Source organism: Candidatus Neomarinimicrobiota bacterium (genome assembly GCA_034716895.1).
GTDB lineage: Bacteria > Fidelibacterota > UBA8477 > UBA8477 > JABMPR01 > JABMPR01.
Genome location: JAYEKW010000245.1, coordinates 1 through 22602, shown reverse-complemented (window position 1 = coordinate 22602; position 22602 = coordinate 1). Strand labels below are relative to the sequence as shown.

Sequence of the window (22602 nt, the reverse complement as noted above, 5' to 3'; positions counted from 1 at the left end):
CTATTTTTCTCCCAGCAAATCCTGATTTATCGTCGTGATGTTTCCTTGCCTTGTGGTAAGGTTATAACGTGACTGAGGAAATCTATTTTTTAAAATTTCTATTGCACTCATGTATTCAGGGACTTTGTAATGCGCATACGCACGAGCAAGGATAAATATCATCTTTTCTTGTGAATGTGCTATGCTTGATATCTGTTTATATGGCCAGGGTTTATCTCCAACAATATAGGGCAAAAGAAAATCAATGGCCTGCACTAATAATGGGTTTTCTTCTTTTGTCTGATATAGATCAATGCCATAATCCTGAGTATAAATGGCTACATGCGTTAATGCCTCTATGTTGAACACAGAGTAGTTGAAAGATTTTGTACGGGCTAACTCTTCAAGTTGTTCACCCGTTGGCTCAATTTGATGTTCCAGCCGTCTTTCAAGAACACTTTCAGCCAAAATAGTTGTTTCTTCTGTTCTATCGCAAAAATGACTTAATGCCAGCACTTGATAATCGTACCAGGAACCGTGGTTATTGGCACGCTTAAACTCCTGCTGGCCTAAGTCGCTTTTAACTAACCAGACCCGAAATTCATCCATCCAGGTCACAAAGGAGTGGTGGTCAGCTTTTGTCCAATGTTCAGATGACTGCAACAATGGCTCAAAACTTGTCAAAAATACAAAATCTCTAGATTCAATAATACCAACTGAACGGCCAACTGAACGACCAGGAACAAATTGACCATAATTTAGATTGGGATTCATACGTGTGTCCAGGGAAATAAACCAGGTACGGAGTAGATGGGCTGCTTGTTTTGCATAAATCTCATCTTCGCTGAAATAATACATAAGAGCCAACGCCTTGACAGCATATGACATTTCCGAACCTGACACTTTGTCGTATTTATTTCGCTCCGGATTGACCTGACCATCTTTACGGACATAGGGTAAACCATCAGGTGTATCAGGATTTGGCCACCAATATGGCCCCATACTCGTGTAGTCGTGCTTATCGCCGCTGGGTGGAATGGATACCTTATCCATCACGCTTGGAGCAACAAGATCCAGGGCGACCAAAGCATCCAATTTCAACTGGTCATAGGCAGGCATCAGCATATGACTGCCTTTTAAGATCTCCTGTTTGTTCGTTTCCAGGATACTTAGCTCAAACATCCCAGTGTGACTCAGCTCCACTTTTAAACTCTGAGTTGTTGAGCATGTGGTCAGTAATAATCCCAGAAACAAAATCTGAGCTAACGCTACCAAGGGTCTATTCATAACAATTCTCATTTAATTACTGTCATTTTTGCCAAGTGATAAATATTACCCTGCATTATTTTCCAAACGTATACACCCGAAGCCAAATACTCCAAATTCATATTTATATCATGCCCTCCCGCAGAATAAACCCCTAGGTCCTTGGCAACGACTTGCCTGCCTGCCAGATCAAATATCTCTAATTTCAAAGGACCAGGTGAAGTGAATTCCACATAAAATGTTGTGAATGCATTAAAGGGATTTGGATAATTATAGCTAGGTTGCAAGATGTGAGGTTGATTTTCGACAACCCCTACGATGAGAAGTGGGTCATGCCATTGACTATCCCCGTAGGGAATCCCATTTGTCCCGTTATTTTCATAGAGCAGAGAGCCTTCGATCAAATTGAATAAGCCCTGAGTAGCATCCATATACTGCGGGTCACTTTCGAGCATCCCCTCTCCAATGCTTGCAGTAGAGTGAAGGGAAACCGTCCCACTCTCATAAATATCGCAGTTATATATTTGGGACCAGTTATATAGTTCAACGATTGCGGCATCGGGACTACAAGTGCTAAAAATACTATTTGCGATGGTGGTAACATCTACGTCCCGTGCATTGATTACGGGTAAACCATCAAGGCCACATTCATGGAACGTACATTGATCGATCAGGACAACTGGGCCAACAGAGTACGGATTGCTATCGCCGCCATAAATACTGAGAACGCCATGGGGGATATCCCAAAATGTACAATCCTCAAAAAGAAGATATTGGACACTATACAAGCCAGTATCATCATCATTATTATCCAGGATAAACAAAGTCCCCTTGGTATGCTTGAATATGCAGTTTTTAAAACTGATGGAATCAGCAAAACTACCTACTGAACCTTCCAGAACTGAAGCATAGTCACCTGTGGTCCCAAAATTCTGAAATATTGTATTTTGAATATCGAGTGCGTAGAGCAGGTTTGCATCGTTGTAATTTGCATGGAATGCACGTTGAGCTATATTTCCACTATTTCCACCACCATCAATGGTCACTCCGGTTATTTTCAGCTCACCATTCCCTTGAATGTCAAAGAGCGTTGACATGGATAATACGTCACTGGCTAAGCTGATAACTGGGGTTAGCTCTAAGTCAGATCCCGGGAGTATCAAAACCTCTTTGTCTATCACAATGGGTTCAGAAAGCTGGTAGTCCACCCCAACAAGAAATAAAGTATCACCTGGTATTGCCGTTTCAACTGCATCTAGCAATGTGTTCATACCAGCTTCAACGAATTGGTTACCACTTGGAACTGAAATCCAGCTCGGACCAACATCCGTTTCCGACAGGGGTCTATAAACAATAGGATCAAACGATACTTGATCTGCCCCAATATCGGTAGATGCAGTTCGAAGCTGACCATCCATATCGGTGGTCATGACGATGTTCAACTCAGAGGCGGCACCCAGCAAAGGACTGATATTGGCGGGTCGATATAGATCATCTTCTGAAAGGCTCAACTCAGGATCAAGCCAAATAATTCCAGCACTGGTATCCGTCACACCTAAAGCATGTCCCATAACCATATTTTGTGAATATGAAAACCCCTGAGGGTTTCCTTCTGAAGCACCAAAGTGAAAGACATCATAATTCCCGGCATCTACAGCATTATTAGCAATGGTGCAGTTAATGGGTGGCAGGGTCTGATCATCTGAGGAACCATAGCCGATTAAAAATGATTGGGAGCAATTCACCAGTGTATTGTGGACTACTGTTGTATTTTCAACCTGGAAGTAACGATTTAAGGGTGAGTCCACGACACCCATAACAAATGTGATTGCTGATCGATAACCGGTTCCAGGTAACCCTTCAAAATAATTATTTACAATTTCGTGGTCTGTTCCAATGATACGAACACCACCAGCTTCAGTATTGCCAGCGCCAAAAAAGAAATTTCCCTCGATGCGACAGCGGTTTCCGTGTCTGAGGGTGAGACAACCTTCATTGTCTCGAAAGGTGTTACTGAAAAAAATATTTTCGCAGGACTTGTTGGAAATAATCTCGATCTCACCATTGCATTGTTGAAATAAGTTATGTCTGACAATAGTTTGAGAATTCGACATTGAGTGCGTGCTGGTCCCGATCCTAATAGTCTCGCCACCGTTAAAACCCAGGGGTGGTCGATAGCCAAAATGGTTGTACTCGATGATATGCTGATTCTCACGATCCTGTGGTTCTGTCAGCCAGACCACAAAAGTAGCCCCATCATGAGATTTTCCAGCGAAATAACAATGATCCACCTGATTGTGTTGACCATACATGGAAACCCATTTATAATTCGCTGTGTTACTAGATGGGTTAAAATTGAATATGGTGGTATTGGTTACACGACAATAATTAGCCCTGTCACCATACCGTCGAAATTCAATAACGCCAGATCCGGTAGAATAACCATCTCTAAAATTAAGTCCGTTTACTTCAATCCACGAACCAGAAATAGCGAGTGTAGAAAACCCGGTCAAGATCACCTGGCCGGGAGTTTCTGCAATTAACACAATTGGTTCTGTTGCGCTTCCCTCTGCGTGAATAGAGATCCGTTGATCATTCCAAACCCCATTATTCAGGGTCAGAGTATCACCTGGAAGCAATTCATCCATGATATTATGAATTTCAAGCGCTGTATAGACCAGCGTATTGTCTGCCAGTAGTTGAACCGCACTTAAAAAGGATAATATATAGATCAGTATTTTCATAAATAAGCCCTGCGGGGTGACCAGGCACCCCGCAGGATGGTCACTAACTTATTTTATAAGCATCAACTTCTTAACATCTGAGAATGTGCCACTCGTCAAGCGATAGAAATAAACGCCACTGGCATGGGCAGCACCATTAAAGGTGACAGTATAGCGCCCTGGAGCCATGTTCTGATTCACAAGGTGTTCAACTTCTCGACCCCGCATATCATAAAGAATCAATCTAGTATCCGCTGTTTCGATGAGATCGAAGGAGATAGTGGTACTAGGATTGAAGGGGTTGGGGAAATTCTGAGATAGGCTATAAACTTCAGGCATGAAATGTTCATCCACGGAAGTAGTCATATCCAGATCATTATACCATACCGTGATAGTAGTATCACTGGTGAGATTCAGAACACGAGCTGGTCCACCATATGGGAACTCAGCTGTAGCATCATCCCAACTGGCATTGATTCTGAATTTATACTCAAAATTCAGGTCTGGTGAAAGGGCTGGAAATACCATGGCAACTGACCAGACCGTATCGCCATCAACATCATACAACCAGGTCCCATCGGCACCCCAGTTATTAAATGATCCAGCTACATCTAGTGAATCGGTTGCTGGGTTGAAGGTCCCAATATGGATTTGATACTGCATCTTCACATTCAGGTTAAGCGTATAGGTAGGTACACTGAAGGTTGCTGTGATTGATTTGTCAGCATCCATTGTGAAAGTAATCGCTGCATCAGGAGAGACAACATCACCACTCCAACCATCAAACTGTGCCAATGAATCTGGAGCAGCTGAAGCTGTTACTGAAGTACCAGGCACATAGAATTTGGCCATGGGTTCAGGAACTACCATAACAAGTCCTTCACCAATAACATCAAGATTGAGTGCGTTGTACGGTGTTACATTTACTGATGTGGCCCATTTCAGATCACCAATAGCAGCTGATCCATCATCGGCTAAGTGGTAAGCCACGGAAGCGTCAGCCAAATTATAGTCATGGTCTGTTTCGTTGGCGAACATGGGATCATACCAGAAGACATTGGATCCGATCGTCGCACCATCTCTATTCTGGATATTCATGGACACATTATTCATTAGAATATTATCAATGATTGAGTTCTCGCCGGAAATTCTCATGGCATAATCATAGATAGTATTTGGCATATCATTGATGATCGAGTTGGTAAAACTGACATTCGTTGTATTTTCGATCCGGAAAGCACCGAATTTATCACCTTCAGTACCATAGCCATAACCACAAGAGTCGATGGTTATGTGGTCAACAACGATCTGGGGGTTCATATTCTTGAGGTAAATAATCTCACGACCAATATTATGGAACGTGCTGTTGGTAAGCTCCACATAATCAGCCTGTCCTACAGTATTCAAGTATATTAACTCCTTGCCAATATCCGAAACCACACAGTCAACAAATCGCATGGTATCTACATAGGCAGTTCCATAATTCTTATAGAAGACCTCTACTGTTGATTTAAAATCAACGTTATAGGCATTCAAAGAACAATGAAATTCAGTCACTGCAGAATCATCTGCGCGAAAGATGTATTTTGAAGGAACAACTGCACCGTCCATTAATCCATCTACGCGAAGATCTTTAAGAGTAAGACTACCCCCATCTCTAAATCGGAAAAAACCTTCAGAGCTGGTTCCACCTGTTGATGAGGTATAGCCCTGGATCAAGGGTCGCATGGCCAGGGTATCGGCCCCATATATGTTCAGATGGTTGCGGAGGGTAATTGGTGGCATTTTACCATTAACGCGCAGGTCTTCAGAGGGCACATATGGACCAACACTGGTCAATAGAAGCGTTGTTACCTGACTATTATTGGCTGCATATTCAACTGCATCCAGAATTTCCCAGCTGAGATCAACTGCAAGAACGCCATCTGGATGGCTAATCTCAGCAAAACTCGCTGCCAAAGCCATATCCGCATTGATTGTAAAGACCAGTGGATTATCAGTTGAAGTTAGATCTCCTGTCCATCCAGTGAACTCCCAACCTAGTGGAGCAATGGCATTCAAGGTAATCTCAGTACCTGTATCGTAGCTTGTAAATCCGGCTACTGGAGTAGGACTGATTGCTATAGACCCCATCCCCGTAAAACTGGTGGTCAGGGTAACCTGATCAATGGTGCTACGGAAATAAGCAATAAAGCTGGTATCGGCATCGATGGTATAATCGATATCACCGACATCAATACTGTCCATTGCAGCGTTGACCCAATAGGCAAATTCCCAGGTTGTGGTATCGGGAACAGCCACTAAGGCAAGGTTATCCCCTTCATAGTAACCATCTACCGGGAACTGAGGTGTGTGGGTTGCATCAACATGTCCCAGGCCAATACTGGATATCTCGATAAAGTATTCCGTGATAGTCGGAACAAAGTAGGCTGTGATATCCATGGTCTCAGTTACTGTAATTGAAACAACTGGGTTGCTAGGTGGAAAAGCTGGTACATTGGGGCTCCAGCCTTCGAATGCATAATAATCATCCGGTGTAGCTGTCAGCGTAACTACCGTATTCTCAGTATAAACACCACCAGGAGGATCTAGAGCTACAGAGCCCAAACCATCTGTGAAAACATTTAGAGCATAGAGTCCGATGGGGGGTGCCCAACGTGAGTCACCAATAGCGCCGCCATCATCAGCAAAGAAATACAATACAGATGCTTCAGGAATAGAGAAATCACCATTGGCTGCGTCGGTGAACTGAGGATCCGTATGGATGGTATCACTCACGGTTGCAGCACTAACATCTGAATTCACAATATCCCAGACACAATTATGGTTAAATAAACTCAAGTCAGAGTCAAATTCAGCAAACTCCTCACCTGCATCAGGATTGGTATTATTTGCAAAAATGCTGTTTGTTACGATAACATCCGTCATATCCCGGAAATAAATCATGGGTTTATTCTGAGTGCTTCCACAATCGTAAGCAGTGATGCGATCTATACGAACCACACCATCAACATAGGTATCACCCTTAATGGCTTCACGTTCTATGGCATAAAAGGTACAATTAGAGATTTCAGCATAAGCAAAAACTACAGCTGGGTCACTGGTAGAACCTGAATAAAGAACGATACCTTCTCTGGCACCATCATGGAAAACGGTGTTGGTAATAACCAGGGAGTCAAGTCCAGTGTTTCCATAAGGTTTGATGAACTTCTCATTGAAATCATGGACATGGCAATTGTCCATGAACAGGTCCATGGTCATAGTAGGATCACCATTGTCTAATCTGAAAGCATATTTTGCTAGAGCGGCACCACCTTCAGCAGTTCCGTCACCATCGAGCTCCAGATTCTTAATAACCAAATGTGGTGAACCAACCCCCTTGAACATATAGGCACCAGTGGATGTACCATTATATTTTACAACCGGTCGATTGGGGATATTAGATGAACCACGAATGGTTATGTCTTGATCTAGAACAATCTGAGAATCATTGGTATAGACACCATCAGAGATCAGCTCAATGATATCACCTTCAGCGGCTGCTGAAATAGCGTCAGCCAGGGCATTTGGTGCAGCATTGCTAATCTGAATCACGGTCGCTTCAATTACAGGAGCCCAACGTGAATCACCAATAGCGCCGCCATCATCAGCAAAGAAATACAATACAGATGCTTCAGGAATGGAGAAATCACCATTGGCTGCGTCGGTGAACTGAGGATCCGTATGGATGGTATCACTCACGGTTGCAGCACTAACATCTGAATTCACAATATCCCAGACACAATTATGGTTAAATAAACTCAAGTCAGAGTCAAATTCAGCAAACTCCTCACCTGCATCAGGATTGGTATTATTTGCAAAAATGCTGTTTGTTACGATAACATCCGTCATATCCCGGAAATAAATCATGGGTTTATTCTGAGTGCTTCCACAATCGTAAGCAGTGATGCGATCTATACGAACCACACCATCAACATAGGTATCACCCTTAATGGCTTCACGTTCTATGGCATAAAAGGTACAATTAGAGATTTCAGCATAAGCAAAAACTACAGCTGGGTCACTGGTAGAACCTGAATAAAGAACGATACCTTCTCTGGCACCATCATGGAAAACGGTGTTGGTAATAACCAGGGAGTCAAGTCCAGTGTTTCCATAAGGTTTGATGAACTTCTCATTGAAATCATGGACATGGCAATTGTCCATGAACAGGTCCATGGTCATAGTAGGATCACCATTGTCTAATCTGAAAGCATATTTTGCTAGAGCGGCACCACCTTCAGCAGTTCCGTCACCATCGAGTTCCAGATTGTGGAATTCGATATGGGATGAACCAACGCCCTTAAACATATAGGCACCTGTTGAAGTACCGATATACTTCAATACTGGTTTATTGGCCAGTGTTTCCAGACCGCGGATCGTCAGATCCTTATCAATAACGATCTGTGATGTTGACAGATAATCTCCATCTGTAATCAACTCAATGATGTCACCTGCAGTCGCAGCAGCAATAGCATCTGACAGCGAGTTGTTTACAGTATTTTCTACTGGAATCACCGTAGCTTGCAGGGTTCCAAATGCTAATGTCACAAGACAAATAGCCAGTAGCAATCGTTTCATGTTTCCTCCCGTTTCGTTATTTAAGTAATATCATTTTTTGAATTTGTACCTGCTGCCCCTGGCGTAACTCATAGAAATAAACGCCATTTGACAGATCAGATGCATTGAATACGAGGCTATACTTTCCATCCATGAGAAATCCATCCTTCAAGGTTGCGATGACCTGCCCCCTAACATTGAAAACCTTTAACGTCGTGAAATCAGGTCTCTCAATGGAAAAATTGATGGTTGTTGATGGATTGAATGGGTTGGGATAATTCTGACCCAGTTGAAATCTTTCGGGTTTATTCTCAGAATTAATTCCTGCTGCAGGCGGATCAGTAGCCCAACGACGATCACCAATAAAGCCACCGTTGGAGTTAAATCCACCAAGTGAACTGGTCCAGTAAAGCGGCGAACTGGATTGTGCTTCGTAATTCCCATTGGCAAAATCAGCAAATAGTGGATCAAAGCCATAGACTGAATTCGTGTCGACCCATCCACCCTTGGTTGCTCCAATGCGTTTATCGTAATACATGGTAAACAACAGATCAAATGTATCGATATGAGCTATGTAGGATGAGCTCAGTTGAATCTGCATGACAAAATCACCACGTTCCGGTCTGGCTAGAGAAGTTCCTCGTCCGTGAGCAACCAACACGTCCCGCACAATCGTCTGCCGATAATTCTTAGCATAAATGAAGCGCGGAGAACAGTTTACTGCCGTGACATTTTCGATGAGGGTTAACCCATCAACGTAGGTAGGCCCTGCGAAACTGGTATCTGTGTCACCATAGATCCGGATACACTCGGCATCGATATCATCAAAAGTACAATCTCGAACGATAAGCGTATCGTAGGCCACTGTACCGATTGAACCAAAGGGGTATTTCTCACCTTCTGAAATGCGGATAGCCTCATCCCCTATATCGGTAAACATACAATTCTCGATGAGAATCTTATGCGCTCTCAAGTGATCATTCGTAATATCAATTGGCTTGAGAAAGTAGAAGGCATTCCCTTGAAGATTTTGATCACCTTCAGAATGAAAATTATTGAAGCTACAATCCTTTACGGTAATGTCTACATCTGTTTTACCCAAGGTTATCATACCGGTTCCAGTATCTTCAAAATCGCCATAACGTAATGCGTATTTGAGGCCATGGGGCTGATCAAGGGCTCCCTCAAAAGCAATTCCATGGAATTCCACATCATCTGTAATGCGAAAAATCTCCATGGAAGTACTGAGATTAGGATTTGAATGAGTCAAAATAGGTTTCTCAGTCAAACCCGGAGCAGCCATAATGACCACGGGGCTGTTGATGAGCAATGGGAAGGTATCTGATGTCGTATAGACAAAACCTCCCGAGGTCAACAGGACTGTATCAGCACCCTGTGCCACAAAGCCCAATACATTCTTAAAATCACCTTGATACCACGATTCCCAGTTATCCGCACCCACTTCAATGAGTGATGGAATCTGGGCAAACGATGTTACTGAGATCAGCAACGATAAAAGGCCTAGTTGCAGTTTCTTCATACCGCCTCCTTAATTAATGGAATAACTGTAGCTCATCCTTAGGGACCATCCCTGTTCATGAGCATAATTTGTATTTGAAAAATAGATGTCCTGATATTTCAAGTCGAGGTATTCAAGATTGATATAAACATTGCCAAATACACCCAAATCACTCGCTACACCAAACGTGTAACTGTTTGTCTCTGGGCCAGAATCTTTTATTGGTGAGCCATCAGGAATATAGACTTGAGGAATGGATCGGTAGAGCGCGCTTACACCCAGAAAATTGAAGACCTGATACTGACAGCCGTAATACAGGATTGTCTGATCCATCCAGGTTTGTACATCGCCCTGGGAAAAGGGATTATTTTCATCCAGCGTTAGTTCTGCATCAACATAAGGGTGAATCTCGTAACCCAGGCTAAAAGCAAACCGATTCACTGGTGTCACCTGGAAGCCGATGGAATAGGAAGCAGGAATGCGAAAAGTATCCTCTCCCTCAAGCTCACGGATATTGTCTGCCATGAGTGAATCATCATCAATAAAGCTAGTGGTTTCGGTATACGACCAGCTTTTGCTCAGTTCGAGGGGCGTTGTGTATGACAGACCTATCTGTATTTTATCAAACTCCAGGATAGCTCCAAGTCGAGCCTTAATCCCAGAATAATCAGCCTCCCCCAGGTATCGTGTATTCAGTGTATCATAAGAATAGGAAAATTCATTTTGGTCATAGAGATCGAAATACCCGATTTTGTCCTGATGCTGATATTCCTGAGAGCTTCCACTTACCAGTGAAAAGCCAGCACCCAGATGAATAATATTCATAGGCTGAAACCCTACACTTATATCATATTGCTGAAATTTGTGTTTCTGCAATCGTTCAAAAGCAAACCAGTCGATGTGAACGGTATCCATTCCCTCAGCCTTTGCAGGCATTGCATAATCAATATATCCCGGGTTTGGGGTTAGATAAGTAGCGTTTCGGTCAAAGCTTATGGCATGGAGCAGATTGGCATAACCAAGACTAAAGGTTATCTCTTTTCCACCCAATCGCACGGGTATGGCAAGGCCCAGATGGGTTAAACCATTGGTATTTTCTTCCCGAGACCAATCGGCTGCTTCTTCGGAAAAGTGTTCTACACCCATCTCTGGATCAGCTACGACATAGGTAGTATCCAGGAGTGATTCAAAAAATATATCAGAATCAAGCAATCCATTATTGGCAGGATCCGGTATATACAGGCCCTCCAAATAAAAAGGTAAAGTGACAAAAAGACGGTTCGGTTTAATATTCTGATTCTCCCACCATTTGTGTTGATTCTGACCATAGCCAACGCTCATCGTGATCTTCTGAAAGCCGGTTAAACCCGCAGGATTATTAAAAATTGAGACTGTTTTTCCAAGACCAGCAACACCGTCTAAACCAGAGCCAAACAAACCAGGTGTAAAAAGAAGTGCATTTTCCACTCCCTGAAATGACAATGCCGTTCCCCGGTTTTGAGCTGTAATTGTACTAAGCCCAAGAACTGTCAACACGATCACCATTAAGAAGCCACGTAATTGAGTCATCTTGCCATTCCCTAAATATTTATAAAGCCAATGCTAACACGGTGAACACCTGGTAGCTGTTCTCCGTAGTCACTGTAACTATAGTTCAAGGCCACACTTTTCAGTTTAAATCCCAGGCCAATGTTCAAACCTTCTGTATCATAATTCAACCGATAGCCACTCCTGACAAACAAGAGATCACGAAAAGCATACTCCGCCCCAATATTATACTGTTGCCCATAGTCTCGGGGCTGAAGCAAGTCTGCGGAAATGAGCAAAGTATGGGAGTCACTTTCTTTGAATAGAGGCGTACCTGCCCCAAGCAATTCTGCTGAAACACCAAGATTCATGGTTTGGGGCAAAGGATAGCTTTGGGTGATATATTTAACTTGAGGACCAAAATTTCTCAAGGTTGCTCCCAACACGATACTTCTGAATCCTGAGTCATATAAAACACCAATATCCCATGCAACCAGCGAGCTGCTCATAATCGAGAAATCTTCGCGTATATATTTGCTGATAATGCCATATGAGAATTTATTTGTCAACTCCTGGCTAAACCCAATCCCTATATCTGTGGCCCCGAGAGATAGCTTTTCCCCAGTTAGCCCCGGGTTAAAGCTTCCGTTGTCTGCATAGAACAGGTGGTCAATATCTGTGACCTGGATTGATCCATAGTCTACAGAAATGCCATACACGCCAATCGCCCAGTCACCAAACCCCCAGGAAGCAGCGCCAGTACTGTGATTCGCGTCAAATACATAATCCAATTGAGATAGAAAGGTACCAAATCCTCGTTGTTTGACCAACGCAGCAGGATTGTTATACATACTTTCGGTCCCTCTTGATACGGCAGCGAAGGCTCCTCCCATTGCAGCGCTTGTGGGATCCATGGAAATTTTTAAAAACTGAAAAGATGTTACACCCACCTTTTCAAATGCAAAACTTTGAAAAGAAATCAGGGAAAACATGATCCAGGCCAGAATTGATTTTTTAATCATACCCGCACCCCTACTTAATGATCACAAATTTACCGTTAGAGCTGTCACCCTCAGGTGTGGTAACAACATAGAAATAAATTCCAGAAGCCATCTCCTGCCCCACTCGGGTCGTCTGGTGATTCAGGTTGGAATAGGCAGGTTCCGCATGCTCAATGGTCCGCACTAATTGCATGGCATAACTATAGATTTGAATGGTGCACACTTCGGGCAGACCATAAAAACCAATTTTGCCAGCATCTAATCCGTGAAATGATCCAATATCAGCACGATAGGGATTGGGAACGACATAGACATCGGTAAGTTCTTCAACGGCAGCAATATTCTTTCCAAAGCGTCCTATATTCGTTTTCCCACTTTGCTGACCGGCATCACTCACAGAAGTCACGGCATAATAGCGGTACTCACCAACTTTAAAATTCTCCTCGACATCGATGTACTCGTACTTACCATCGATATTCATCGGGGTTCCCACTTCCAAACTGTCCAGCAGGGTCCAGGGCCCCATTCCAGCGACGGATCTCCAGATATAGTATCTTTCTAACGTGCTACTTAAAAGGGGATGCACAAAATCTTCCTGATCAGGATACCAGGTCAACTTCACCGTTGCCAATTCATTGTTCTTTATGGTTAAGATGGGAGCAGGGAACGGTGGTGGAATCTGATAGCTGCCATCTTTTCCATTTGCCTCTGGCCAAACCGGGACAGTTGGTGTCTGCCCCATATAGGCTTCAAAAGCTTTTTCAGTCACTTCAGTAACCGTCCGAACTGTCGTTGAATTCACATAATCAGGATATCCAAAATCATCGAGGTAGGCTTCGGTCATGACTTGACCATCTATGACATATCGTCTATTCCAGTCTGGAGTTCTCATCCACTGCTGCGTCACATTTCCCCCTTCGATTCTTTTATCCGGCTCAGCGCCATAGCCAACAACTTCTGCGTAACTGAGCTCGAGCTTGTCCCCTATCTTGAGGCTGTAAGGTCCGAAGACTATCAATTTCATCCCGGCATCAGCACTTTGACGATAGGGATATGCCGCGCGTCCCAACCAGTGGTCGCCCTTTCGCTCTGCCCAAGTTACGCTGTTTGGTGAATAAACCCCACTCCAGCGTGTATTGGGATTAAAGGCATCTTTTTCGTACATCATTTTGGGACTATTGGTATTTCCAGTAGAAACTTTGTTGGACCAGGGCTGTTTAATATGATGTTTTTCATCTAATTCATAGTACCAGGTAAAGGACCCATCATCATTTTCCCGATAAATATCAACCTGGTCATAGTCATCAAGGGAGAGTAATGTGGACGTCCTGAGAGCGGCTTGTGTTTCTGAATCATTCAAGCCCAGGCTATCAAGTGATTCAGGAACTACATAGGCAAGATGAGTGGTATCATAGAACAGGATGGCATAACCTGGTGCTTGTGGTGAGCCTAAGGCACCCCCATTTATTCCTGATTGGGCAAGCTCCATGAAGCGTTCTGGATCTGGTTCCGGCTTGGCAGGCAGAGAAGCATCAGAAATGTTAACCCGTAAATTCATATTGAAGGATAGCCACCAGTCACTATCCCAAAAATTGTTTTGATCGCCCCGGTAAAGCCCCCCTGAGTATTTCCATTCAAGATATTGTCTCTGATAGCCATACATCGAGGGAGCGAATCCATAGTTTACAGCAATCATCACATCTTTAAGATCATCAGTCATTTCAATGGTCGCAGGATTACCATCTGTATCGCCAGTGTATTCAAATTCATATTCATAGATAATAAAATCATCATAATCCGGATAGCTCCACTGGCGGGATGTACGCGTTACGGTAATACCTGTGGATGATGCCCAGGCTGCAGTGATTATTTCCTCGGCTTCATTGGGATTATAATCTTCATTTAAATGACCGTCTGCATTCAGGGGAAAGTTCTCAATCTCCTCCATGTAGAGGGGAAAGGACCATCGACCGATGGCGACTTCAGGTGAACTGGCCCCAACCGCCCCGCATAGCGCAAACAAACGATTTGTCTCTCCAGGAGAACCCTCCAGATTGGCGCCGATATAAACACCAGCACCTAAAATATTATGCTGTCCATCATATTCAATCCCACCTACCACTGTTTTCGAGTAAGGGGGCCACTCAAAAAGAGGAACGCTGGTGTAATTTCCTGCATCTCCAGTTTGCCAGGCGCGTCCAATCTCTCCTGTGTTAAATACAGTATTGTGGAGCATGCCCCGATCATGGATTCTGTATTCTCGTATTTGTCCCAATATTGTCTGCGTTAATCCTAGGGAAAGGATAAGAATGAAAATGCGTGTTGTGGTTCTCATATATTCTCCAGGTCCATTCTTAAAATTTCACTATCAGGCCAAAACGCCAGTGTCTGGGTTGATTGCGCAATAGATATATATCCTGACTGCTCACATAAGGTTCGTAAAGTTCGTAGGTCAAAATACCCTCTGGATCAGTCTTCAGCCTCGGTGTATTATATGGATTATCATAGGTGCGACTGTAATCCCAAACGACTTGATTGGTTACATTATAGCCTTCCAGATAGATGGTTGCTTTCGTGCCGGAGAGGGTCATCCCCTTCTCAATCCGGAGGCGAACTTCTTCTTCATCGGGAGTTCTTTCAGTAAAGAGGAGACCTGTTTCAGGATCTGTATAGGGCCTTCCTGTACTGTATTTATTAGTCATACTAAAACTAAATTGAGCCAGCGGATAAATTCCGGCAATATCCGGTCCAAATCTCTTTGGTGTCTTGTAGCGAATATTCATCACCGTTTTGTGGGTTCGGTCATAGTCCAGATATACATCAGCAGGATCTGGCAATTGTTCAAGACCGTATACCGGATCTGCTATTTCAAAAAAGGTTACGGGCGCATTTAGATCATTGCTGCTCTTGCCGGTGGCCGATTCATAATTATAGCGTAGATATCCTCGGAGATTCCCGTGTTTGCGCTCCATATTCACGTGAAAGCCTTTGATATCTGCATAATCCCGATTGATGTAAGTTCGGTAAATGGCTTGTTGCTCATCATAATAGTAGGCGCTTTGAATGAGATTTTTAACATCTTTATAATAAGCGCTGACATCAATGGTCAACCCAAACACAGGTAAGCCTTTTACAATACCCATGTCGTAGGCATTGGTCTCTTCGGGCTTCAATCTGGGATTACCGAGAATTTCTATTTCGTTATTCTGTGTGATCTGGTTATAGAAGAGTTGATTAAAATTTGGACGCTGTGAAAAAGTACCATAATTAAGATGAAATACTGTTGTTTCATCTACTGGGAAACTGACACCAATACGAGGCTGTAGCTTCCAATATACTTGGGAATGTTCAGTTGCTGCCAGGTCCCGTGAATAATATGGACCCCGGTCAAGATAGGGTAAAGTTGGATCATAGTTGGGATTTCGCAGCGGGGCATATAGGTCAGCATAGAAGTCTGTATTGAGCTGATAGAAATCAAGACGCATTCCCACGTTGGCGATCATCCCTTCAAATTCCATCTTGTCCTGAGCGAAAATAGCGCCTTCAAAGGGATTTCCAGTGAAGCTTAAATACCTGATATCGGCTTCGCCATACCGGTTATACATTTTATCCACAACAATATCATAGTAATTGAACTGAATGCCACCTTTGAGCATGTTGGCGGGGTCAATTTGAGATGTAATATCTGCTTGGGCTGCATAGGTAGTGGTAATATCACGGCCACCATCATCGTTCATTCTTCCAACCCGGTGGGCAGAGGGGCCAACCAGGTCAACCCAGTTAGAAGATTTCATATAATCGGTTACAAATTGATCCTCAGCTAACAGAGCCAGTAATTCCTCATTCATAAGTTCTAAGGTGCTAAAACGCAAATGCCAGAAGGTTGAAGGATTAACCACATGGTTCCAATCCAGTCCCAACTGGGTGGACTTAGATAATCGTTGGGAGGTTGCCAGGGCTGGATCAAAGAGCCAGTATCGATATGAACTGCTAAAGTAGGTTTGACTAGATTTATTATAATTCCAACTCAATTTATATTTATCAGATACAGTAGGTCTGTAGACCAAGCTACTCATCAGTTGTCTATCAGTATCCGGGTTCTGGGTTGGAATTCGGGTATAGGATCTGTTCTGCCGTACAGCCACAAACATCTTTATATTTTCAGCAACCGGTCCCCCTGTTGAAAAGTCTAAGCGATTGTCAAATGTATTGTCATACTGGAGCCCCACATCCCTTACAGATTGAAGCCAGGCGACCTGTCCCAGACGTGCAAGTTGGATCGAATCGCTAAAGGAGAGCGGATTGGGAGGCCAGGTTGTACGTGGTGGCAAATAGATGGAACCGAAGCCATACCCCAGGTCATACAGAACTCTCCCGGGCTGCTGTGGATTTTCTTTTAACCATTCAGCTGTATCAGTCAACATTTCATAAAAATCCAGACTGTTTTTATCATAAGGACTTCCCGGCTTCAGTGTTTGGTTACTATCGGCATCCAGAAATTCCTCCCAGACCTTATAGTACGGTGCAACTATGGAAACCTCCAGGCGTGATTCCCATTTTTCCCGGCCTTCTTTAGTAATCATATTGATCACACCAGACTGGGCATTTCCATATTCAGAGCTAAAGCCACTGGTATAGACTTCAACCTGTTCCAGACCGGTGACGATTGGCTTAAAAGCCCTGCCATTGGTCAAAGGATTAACGATGGTTGCACCACCGAGGAGATAACTTGCCTCGCCGACTCGCCCTCCCCGAAAATGATCATCAACCACATCGGCTTGCAGGTTAATGATATCACCGATATCATTAACACCGGCAATACTTTGAACATCAGATATTTGGTAGACTTGTTTGGTAGCTGTGAGATCTGTTTGGACCGTATTCTTTCGTTGAGATTCAACGATAACCGCTTCACCTTCGAGCGCATTGTTTTCCATAGCAATATCTATAAAGGTTGTCATATCGACCATAATCGCAACATCGGTGACCACCCGACTCGACATTCCAATAAAATCGACTCTTAGTGAATAGCTACCGGGATAAATATTTAAGAGGTAATAGTGACCATCCACATCAGTCGCTGTTCCAATCAGGTTATCCAGAGGGATTTCCTGGCCGTCGATCCAACGATGGGTGATCATTACATTCGCACCCGGCAATGGATCTCCAGATTGAGCATCGCTGACCTGTCCAGATATTTTTCCACCCTGTCCGCCAAAAGTGGCCTGTGCGACCAACAACAGTACGATCAAAGAAGATGATTGCCACTTACGTAACCAAGTCATGAAGAGACTCTCCATAAATAATGTGAATGATGTATGACACATTTATGTATCAAAGGGAAAAAACTACCATCAAGTTGAACAAGAATACGCTGTACCCTTTATTGTCTATGTTTTATTTAATACTTGTCAAACAATTAGAATTAGTAAGATGTATGACGTATTTAGTTTAAAAGATGCCATCCCACATGTCAAGTATATTTCTGCCCATTTACTAAGCAGTTGTTCGAAAATCAAAATGTAAATCTGTGACCGACTGACACTCACTCCCCACGTCCCCGGCGGCATCCCAACGCAGAGATATTGTCAATCTGATGAAGCTCGTTTGATACTGCCAAACAAAGACAATTAAATGGTCAAATGATATCCGGTGAAAGCAACAAATACGGATCAAAATCTATAAGGAATCACCCTTGATCAAAATACTTAGCTACCTCTTGAAGGGACTTAATGTCCCTCGATGCTATTTCATCTCTAGTTTCAGCCCAATTTCCAATCCACTTTATTTAGCCGATTTGAGACTCTCTTAAGTGTAGAGATTATTTCATTGTCATCAGGAAGCTTGCCAATGACTAATTCGCTGAAGACACCCCGGTATGTTGAGCGAATATTATTCCAAGTATCTTGAACTTGATTAAAAATGACCGCTTTTCCCGGGTGTTCAACAAGCCATTCGTTATTGTTGTTGAAGCTCTCCACATCTTCTTTGCCAACTGTTATGAGCATTTTATCAAACAGTTGGCTCTTAAAGAATTGTTCAATCTCACTATCCAGTAACATCATATGTATATCATAAATATGTCTAATTTTATTGGCTAGATCTTCGTACGCGTTTTCCCGGCGAGAAAATCGGACAAGACTCATTATCTTTTCACAAAGAGATATCTCTTTACTGACGACTCTCACTTTAAAAGGCTGTAAACCGTATTCTTCGATCAGGTCGTGTTGATTCTGCCTGTGCATCATCTCGGCGATATAAGAACTTACATCCTCTTCAGTATTAGGCTCAGAGTTTCCGAACCAGGTTGTCTCTACAATGATATCAGGTCGAACCTGACCATAATCCCCAGAGAAGACTTTTTCAAATTGGTGTGCTGTTTTCCTGATTTTTCCCATTTTATTTGTCACACCCTCAATGTGGATCTCCGGTAGAATCGATTCGACTACCTTTCCTATTTTCCTAACTTTTCTATCTAACTGACTATGACTATCCCCTGGGTTTTTCAATACGACCATGTCTATGTCTTCTGAAAATCTCTCAATCAACCCATGACATTTTGAAAGTGCTGTGCCTCCCTTAAATACAGCAGCCTCAGCCATACTTGAGTGAAAAATCTTATGCAGTACCAATGTTACCCAATAGTCTTTTTCTACAAAGATTTCAGGGATATCAAGCATTTGTGCAGTAGCTACAACTGCATCTTGAAACAATTCTTCGTTTTCATGGAGATTCAAGCCACCCCCCACGCTGCTGCCCCTTCAACCAAGGCACTGCTAAGACCGTAATCATACTTCGATAGTGGATTGAGACTTTCCTTGAGCTTCTCAATCTTTTCACAGGACCCAATTTCACTTAAGAGCAGGCCAAGTAGCGCCCGAACTCTCGGGGGATACTCCAGGGCATACGTTACTATTTTTGATTTCTCTTTCCCACTCAGGTTCCCTAATCGTCCTTTCAAATAACGAATTGCCATATCTTTATCTAAATCCGGTATTTTCGAGAAATCTTTCATGACATCAAGGAGCTCAAGAAGGTAGACATTGTCGTTTGTTACTCTCACATAGCCTGTGACAGACTTCACTCGCAAACTTCCATTGTTAATAGATATCCGCTTATCCTGACTTGCCACTTTGATAACCTTAGGAACTTGTGTTGTTAGCCCCAATCGATTGAAAAGCGCTGTACCGGTGATATAGGCAACTTGCTTCCGACCAGAAAATAAATACAATTTCAGCAATTCATCCTCACGTGGCTTCAGCTTTCCGAACACTGTTTCCTTTGGCTTATAAAATTTTCCCTTAGAGACTTTGCCAATAGTCTCATTTTTCACAAACCGCTCTAATGCTTTGGCTGCAGCAACAAATTCATCGGGCTCTATTCCAAGTTGAGTATACCCAAATACGGATCCTTCTTTCATCCGCTTAATCTTTTTTGCGATTTTCTCTGTAACCTTCATTAAGCACCCTCCCTTGTACTATCTACAGAAAAGGTAAGTCTATTTTATCTATTGTCAAGTTTTTATCATATTTTACTTGACATATTTACATTATACAGTATCAAATCATGCTGGCTAATTAGTTTATATTTATGGAGATAATTATACTTTGTGTTTATCAATCATGATTATGGTAAACTAGGTGGTAGAATATCAGAGGAGCCCATCATGCCGGATTCAATAGAAATTACTCGTCTTATTTAATTATAAATAATTGTTCAATAGAAACAAATACATAAATCATAAAATTCGCGTACATTAGTGTAATTAGCGGTTAAATCAACAGAATCATGTATACAGAAAATAATATACAAGTATGGAGATCTATATTGTCTATTTGATTATTTCGAAGATCTCCTGATACACATTTTCAATATCAGTAACTTCATCATTGGATAGTGCCCTGAATTCTTTTGACCTTGCCCTAATTGATAACTTCCCTCCATTTTGTTCCAAAAAGCGTACAAGAAGTGCAACGGTTCCATCAGGCATCTCATAATTATTATCTAAATACCGTTTCATTTCAAAATAATGATTTAAGTAATCGACCTCATATGGTATAATTGTTTCGACCGTATCCTGGACAGAGGCGTACAAGAATTCAGCCTGTTTGGTTGCATCAAAATACCGATAATAATCTGATGTCTCATTAAGAACTTCCACATTACCCTTTGATGTGGCTTTCCATTCAATGAATTCAAGTAGTGGTCGTGAATATGACTCTAGAACTTTCTGATAATCTCCAATATGATCCAACATTGAGGCGGAGACCGGAAAGACAATCCCCTGTTGAGTAAAATTCATCTTCGCCAGGATGTGATGGATTAGGTAACGGTGTAATCGGCCATTGCCATCAACAAATGGATGTATAAATACAAAAGAAAAAGCTATGATTGCAGCTGCTAAGACCGAGTCATAATCTGATTCCTCTAATAAATGATCCATTTCGATCAGACCATCCAATAAAGAACTCACATCTTGCCATCTTGCTGAGATATGATCTGGAATCGGTTCTCCTGTCAAACGATCATGTGATCCTACAAAACCACCTGCTTCTCTATAACCCATAGCTGTAAACCGACTATTCTCGATGACCAGTTTTTGCAACCGAAGTAACTCATCCTTAGTCAAGGGCTGACTCCCAGCCTGACCAATTGCCTCCCCCCACCGTTGAGCCCGTTTATTGCCTGGAGTTTCACCTTCGATGGTAAAAGATGCCTTAGAATCTTTTAACAAAAGAAATCCCGAAGCACGCTGCAATACATCTTTATGGACGCTCTGCAAATAATCATTTTTTCTGTCAGCTAAATTTGAATGGATAAAAGCCTGAAGTTTCTCGGTCTTCCTGATCAACGGACAAAATGTACTCGTCCCGGGGAGATTGTTTAAAATTCTGTGCCGGGGAGAGCTAACCCCTTTTCCAGTATATTGAAGTTTATCGTCCAAAAGGGGGACAGCATTTTTTATCCGCAGGTCTGGAATATCCAATTTATTATCCATCAACCATTCATACAGAAACCATATTTTCCGACTGTACTGCCCTGTTGGCGCTATTTGTAGTATTTCAATAATTTCTGATTCAGAGAGACTTTGAAACAGTTTTTTGAATAATAGCAGATTTATGCCTTCGTACTTTAAGGCGAACACCAAATGGTGATACAGGGAATCTTCTGGCTGATGCTTGGGCGTAAAGACTTTCCAGCCATCTTCTTCATACCGTTTATTTTTCTTTGATATTATCGATACGATATCTGGAATTGGAACCTCTAGTTCTAAAGCATTGATGATCGCAGTGTAGCCCACCAATGATCCGGGCTCAGGTAGAGTTCTGTCATGAATATGAGGTATTTCACATGAATATTGGGTATTATTTGCTATCATGCGTGAATTATAGGTATTATCATGCCTAATGGAAGTATAATACTCAAAGCCAGTATCTATTTAGTGTCTGACAGAAAAGTCGACTTTCAGAAAATAATGTGGAAGAATACGTTCAGTTTTTGATATACGATTCCCTCAATTGATTTGGAGTATTTCTATTTTCTTGACAACTCCACGGAAGAATTCTTGCGACCAGGCTTCGATGCTACGTGGATCGTGTAGGAACACTTCTATATCTTCCTTTGCACTCTCGATATTCAGGTTGTTTATCTTGTCCATGCAGAGCGACATAAATTTCTTCTCAGTTAGACCATTCTCCCCAGTCCAGTTCCCCGATGCTCGCATACGCTGTTCTAAGTAGTGGAGATTCAGCTTGATCTCTCTGCGCATAAACCAGAGCATATCGTACCAGTCCCTGCCTTTCACCCTACTTCTCCATTCTCTGAATAACACAGCATGCATCTTCCCCGCAAAGAGATCCTCTTGCACATATGTCTTGACTGAATAAGGGATGGGATTGTAAAGTTGGAGCACCTCGGTTTTAAAATCCGGAGGAGGGTCCGTGTCGATCTCCACTTTGATCTTCAAATTCTGAGACCTATTAGTCCT

The 22602-nt window shown here is 42.6% G+C and carries 12 protein-coding genes; all 12 read right to left on the bottom strand.

Features of this window, described 5'->3' with window-relative positions:
* Complete coding sequence (locus U9Q77_13460; protein MEA3288364.1) at positions 1-1266, bottom strand: alginate lyase family protein; 1266 nt, start codon at positions 1264-1266, stop codon at positions 1-3.
* 8 nt (positions 1267-1274) lie between these two features.
* Positions 1275-3989, bottom strand: coding sequence for a chondroitinase-B domain-containing protein (locus U9Q77_13455; protein ID MEA3288363.1), 2715 nt, complete (start codon positions 3987-3989; stop codon positions 1275-1277).
* Positions 3990-4037: 48 nt separating this feature from the next.
* Positions 4038-8588: a DUF5123 domain-containing protein gene (locus U9Q77_13450; GenBank protein ID MEA3288362.1), complete on the bottom strand. Its 4551-nt coding sequence runs from the start codon at positions 8586-8588 to the stop codon at positions 4038-4040.
* Between the two features lie 16 nt (positions 8589-8604).
* Positions 8605-10107 (bottom strand): T9SS type A sorting domain-containing protein, encoded by a 1503-nt coding sequence (locus tag U9Q77_13445; protein ID MEA3288361.1) that lies wholly within the window; start codon positions 10105-10107, stop codon positions 8605-8607.
* 9 nt (positions 10108-10116) lie between these two features.
* Complete coding sequence (locus U9Q77_13440) at positions 10117-11655, bottom strand: hypothetical protein (protein ID MEA3288360.1); 1539 nt, start codon at positions 11653-11655, stop codon at positions 10117-10119.
* Positions 11656-11666: 11 nt separating this feature from the next.
* Positions 11667-12635, bottom strand: a complete 969-nt coding sequence (locus U9Q77_13435) for a PorV/PorQ family protein (GenBank protein MEA3288359.1) — start codon at positions 12633-12635, stop codon at positions 11667-11669.
* Positions 12636-12645: 10 nt separating this feature from the next.
* A complete protein-coding gene (locus U9Q77_13430) occupies positions 12646-14949 on the bottom strand; it encodes a hypothetical protein (GenBank protein ID MEA3288358.1) in 2304 nt (767 codons plus the stop codon).
* 19 nt (positions 14950-14968) lie between these two features.
* Positions 14969-17899, bottom strand: coding sequence for a TonB-dependent receptor (locus tag U9Q77_13425; GenBank protein MEA3288357.1), 2931 nt, complete (start codon positions 17897-17899; stop codon positions 14969-14971).
* A 477-nt stretch (positions 17900-18376) separates the two neighbouring features.
* A complete protein-coding gene (locus U9Q77_13420; GenBank protein MEA3288356.1) occupies positions 18377-19351 on the bottom strand; it encodes a nucleotidyl transferase AbiEii/AbiGii toxin family protein in 975 nt (324 codons plus the stop codon).
* Entirely contained in the window at positions 19348-20073 is a 726-nt protein-coding gene (locus U9Q77_13415; protein ID MEA3288355.1) for a DUF6088 family protein, read from the bottom strand. Before U9Q77_13415 ends, U9Q77_13420 begins: the two co-directional genes overlap by 4 nt.
* A 372-nt stretch (positions 20074-20445) precedes the next feature.
* Positions 20446-21993 (bottom strand): Fic family protein, encoded by a 1548-nt coding sequence (locus tag U9Q77_13410; GenBank protein MEA3288354.1) that lies wholly within the window; start codon positions 21991-21993, stop codon positions 20446-20448.
* A 135-nt stretch (positions 21994-22128) separates the two neighbouring features.
* Positions 22129-22602, bottom strand: a 474-nt coding sequence (locus U9Q77_13405; protein MEA3288353.1) for a nucleotidyl transferase AbiEii/AbiGii toxin family protein, incomplete at its 5' end; no start/stop codon positions are given.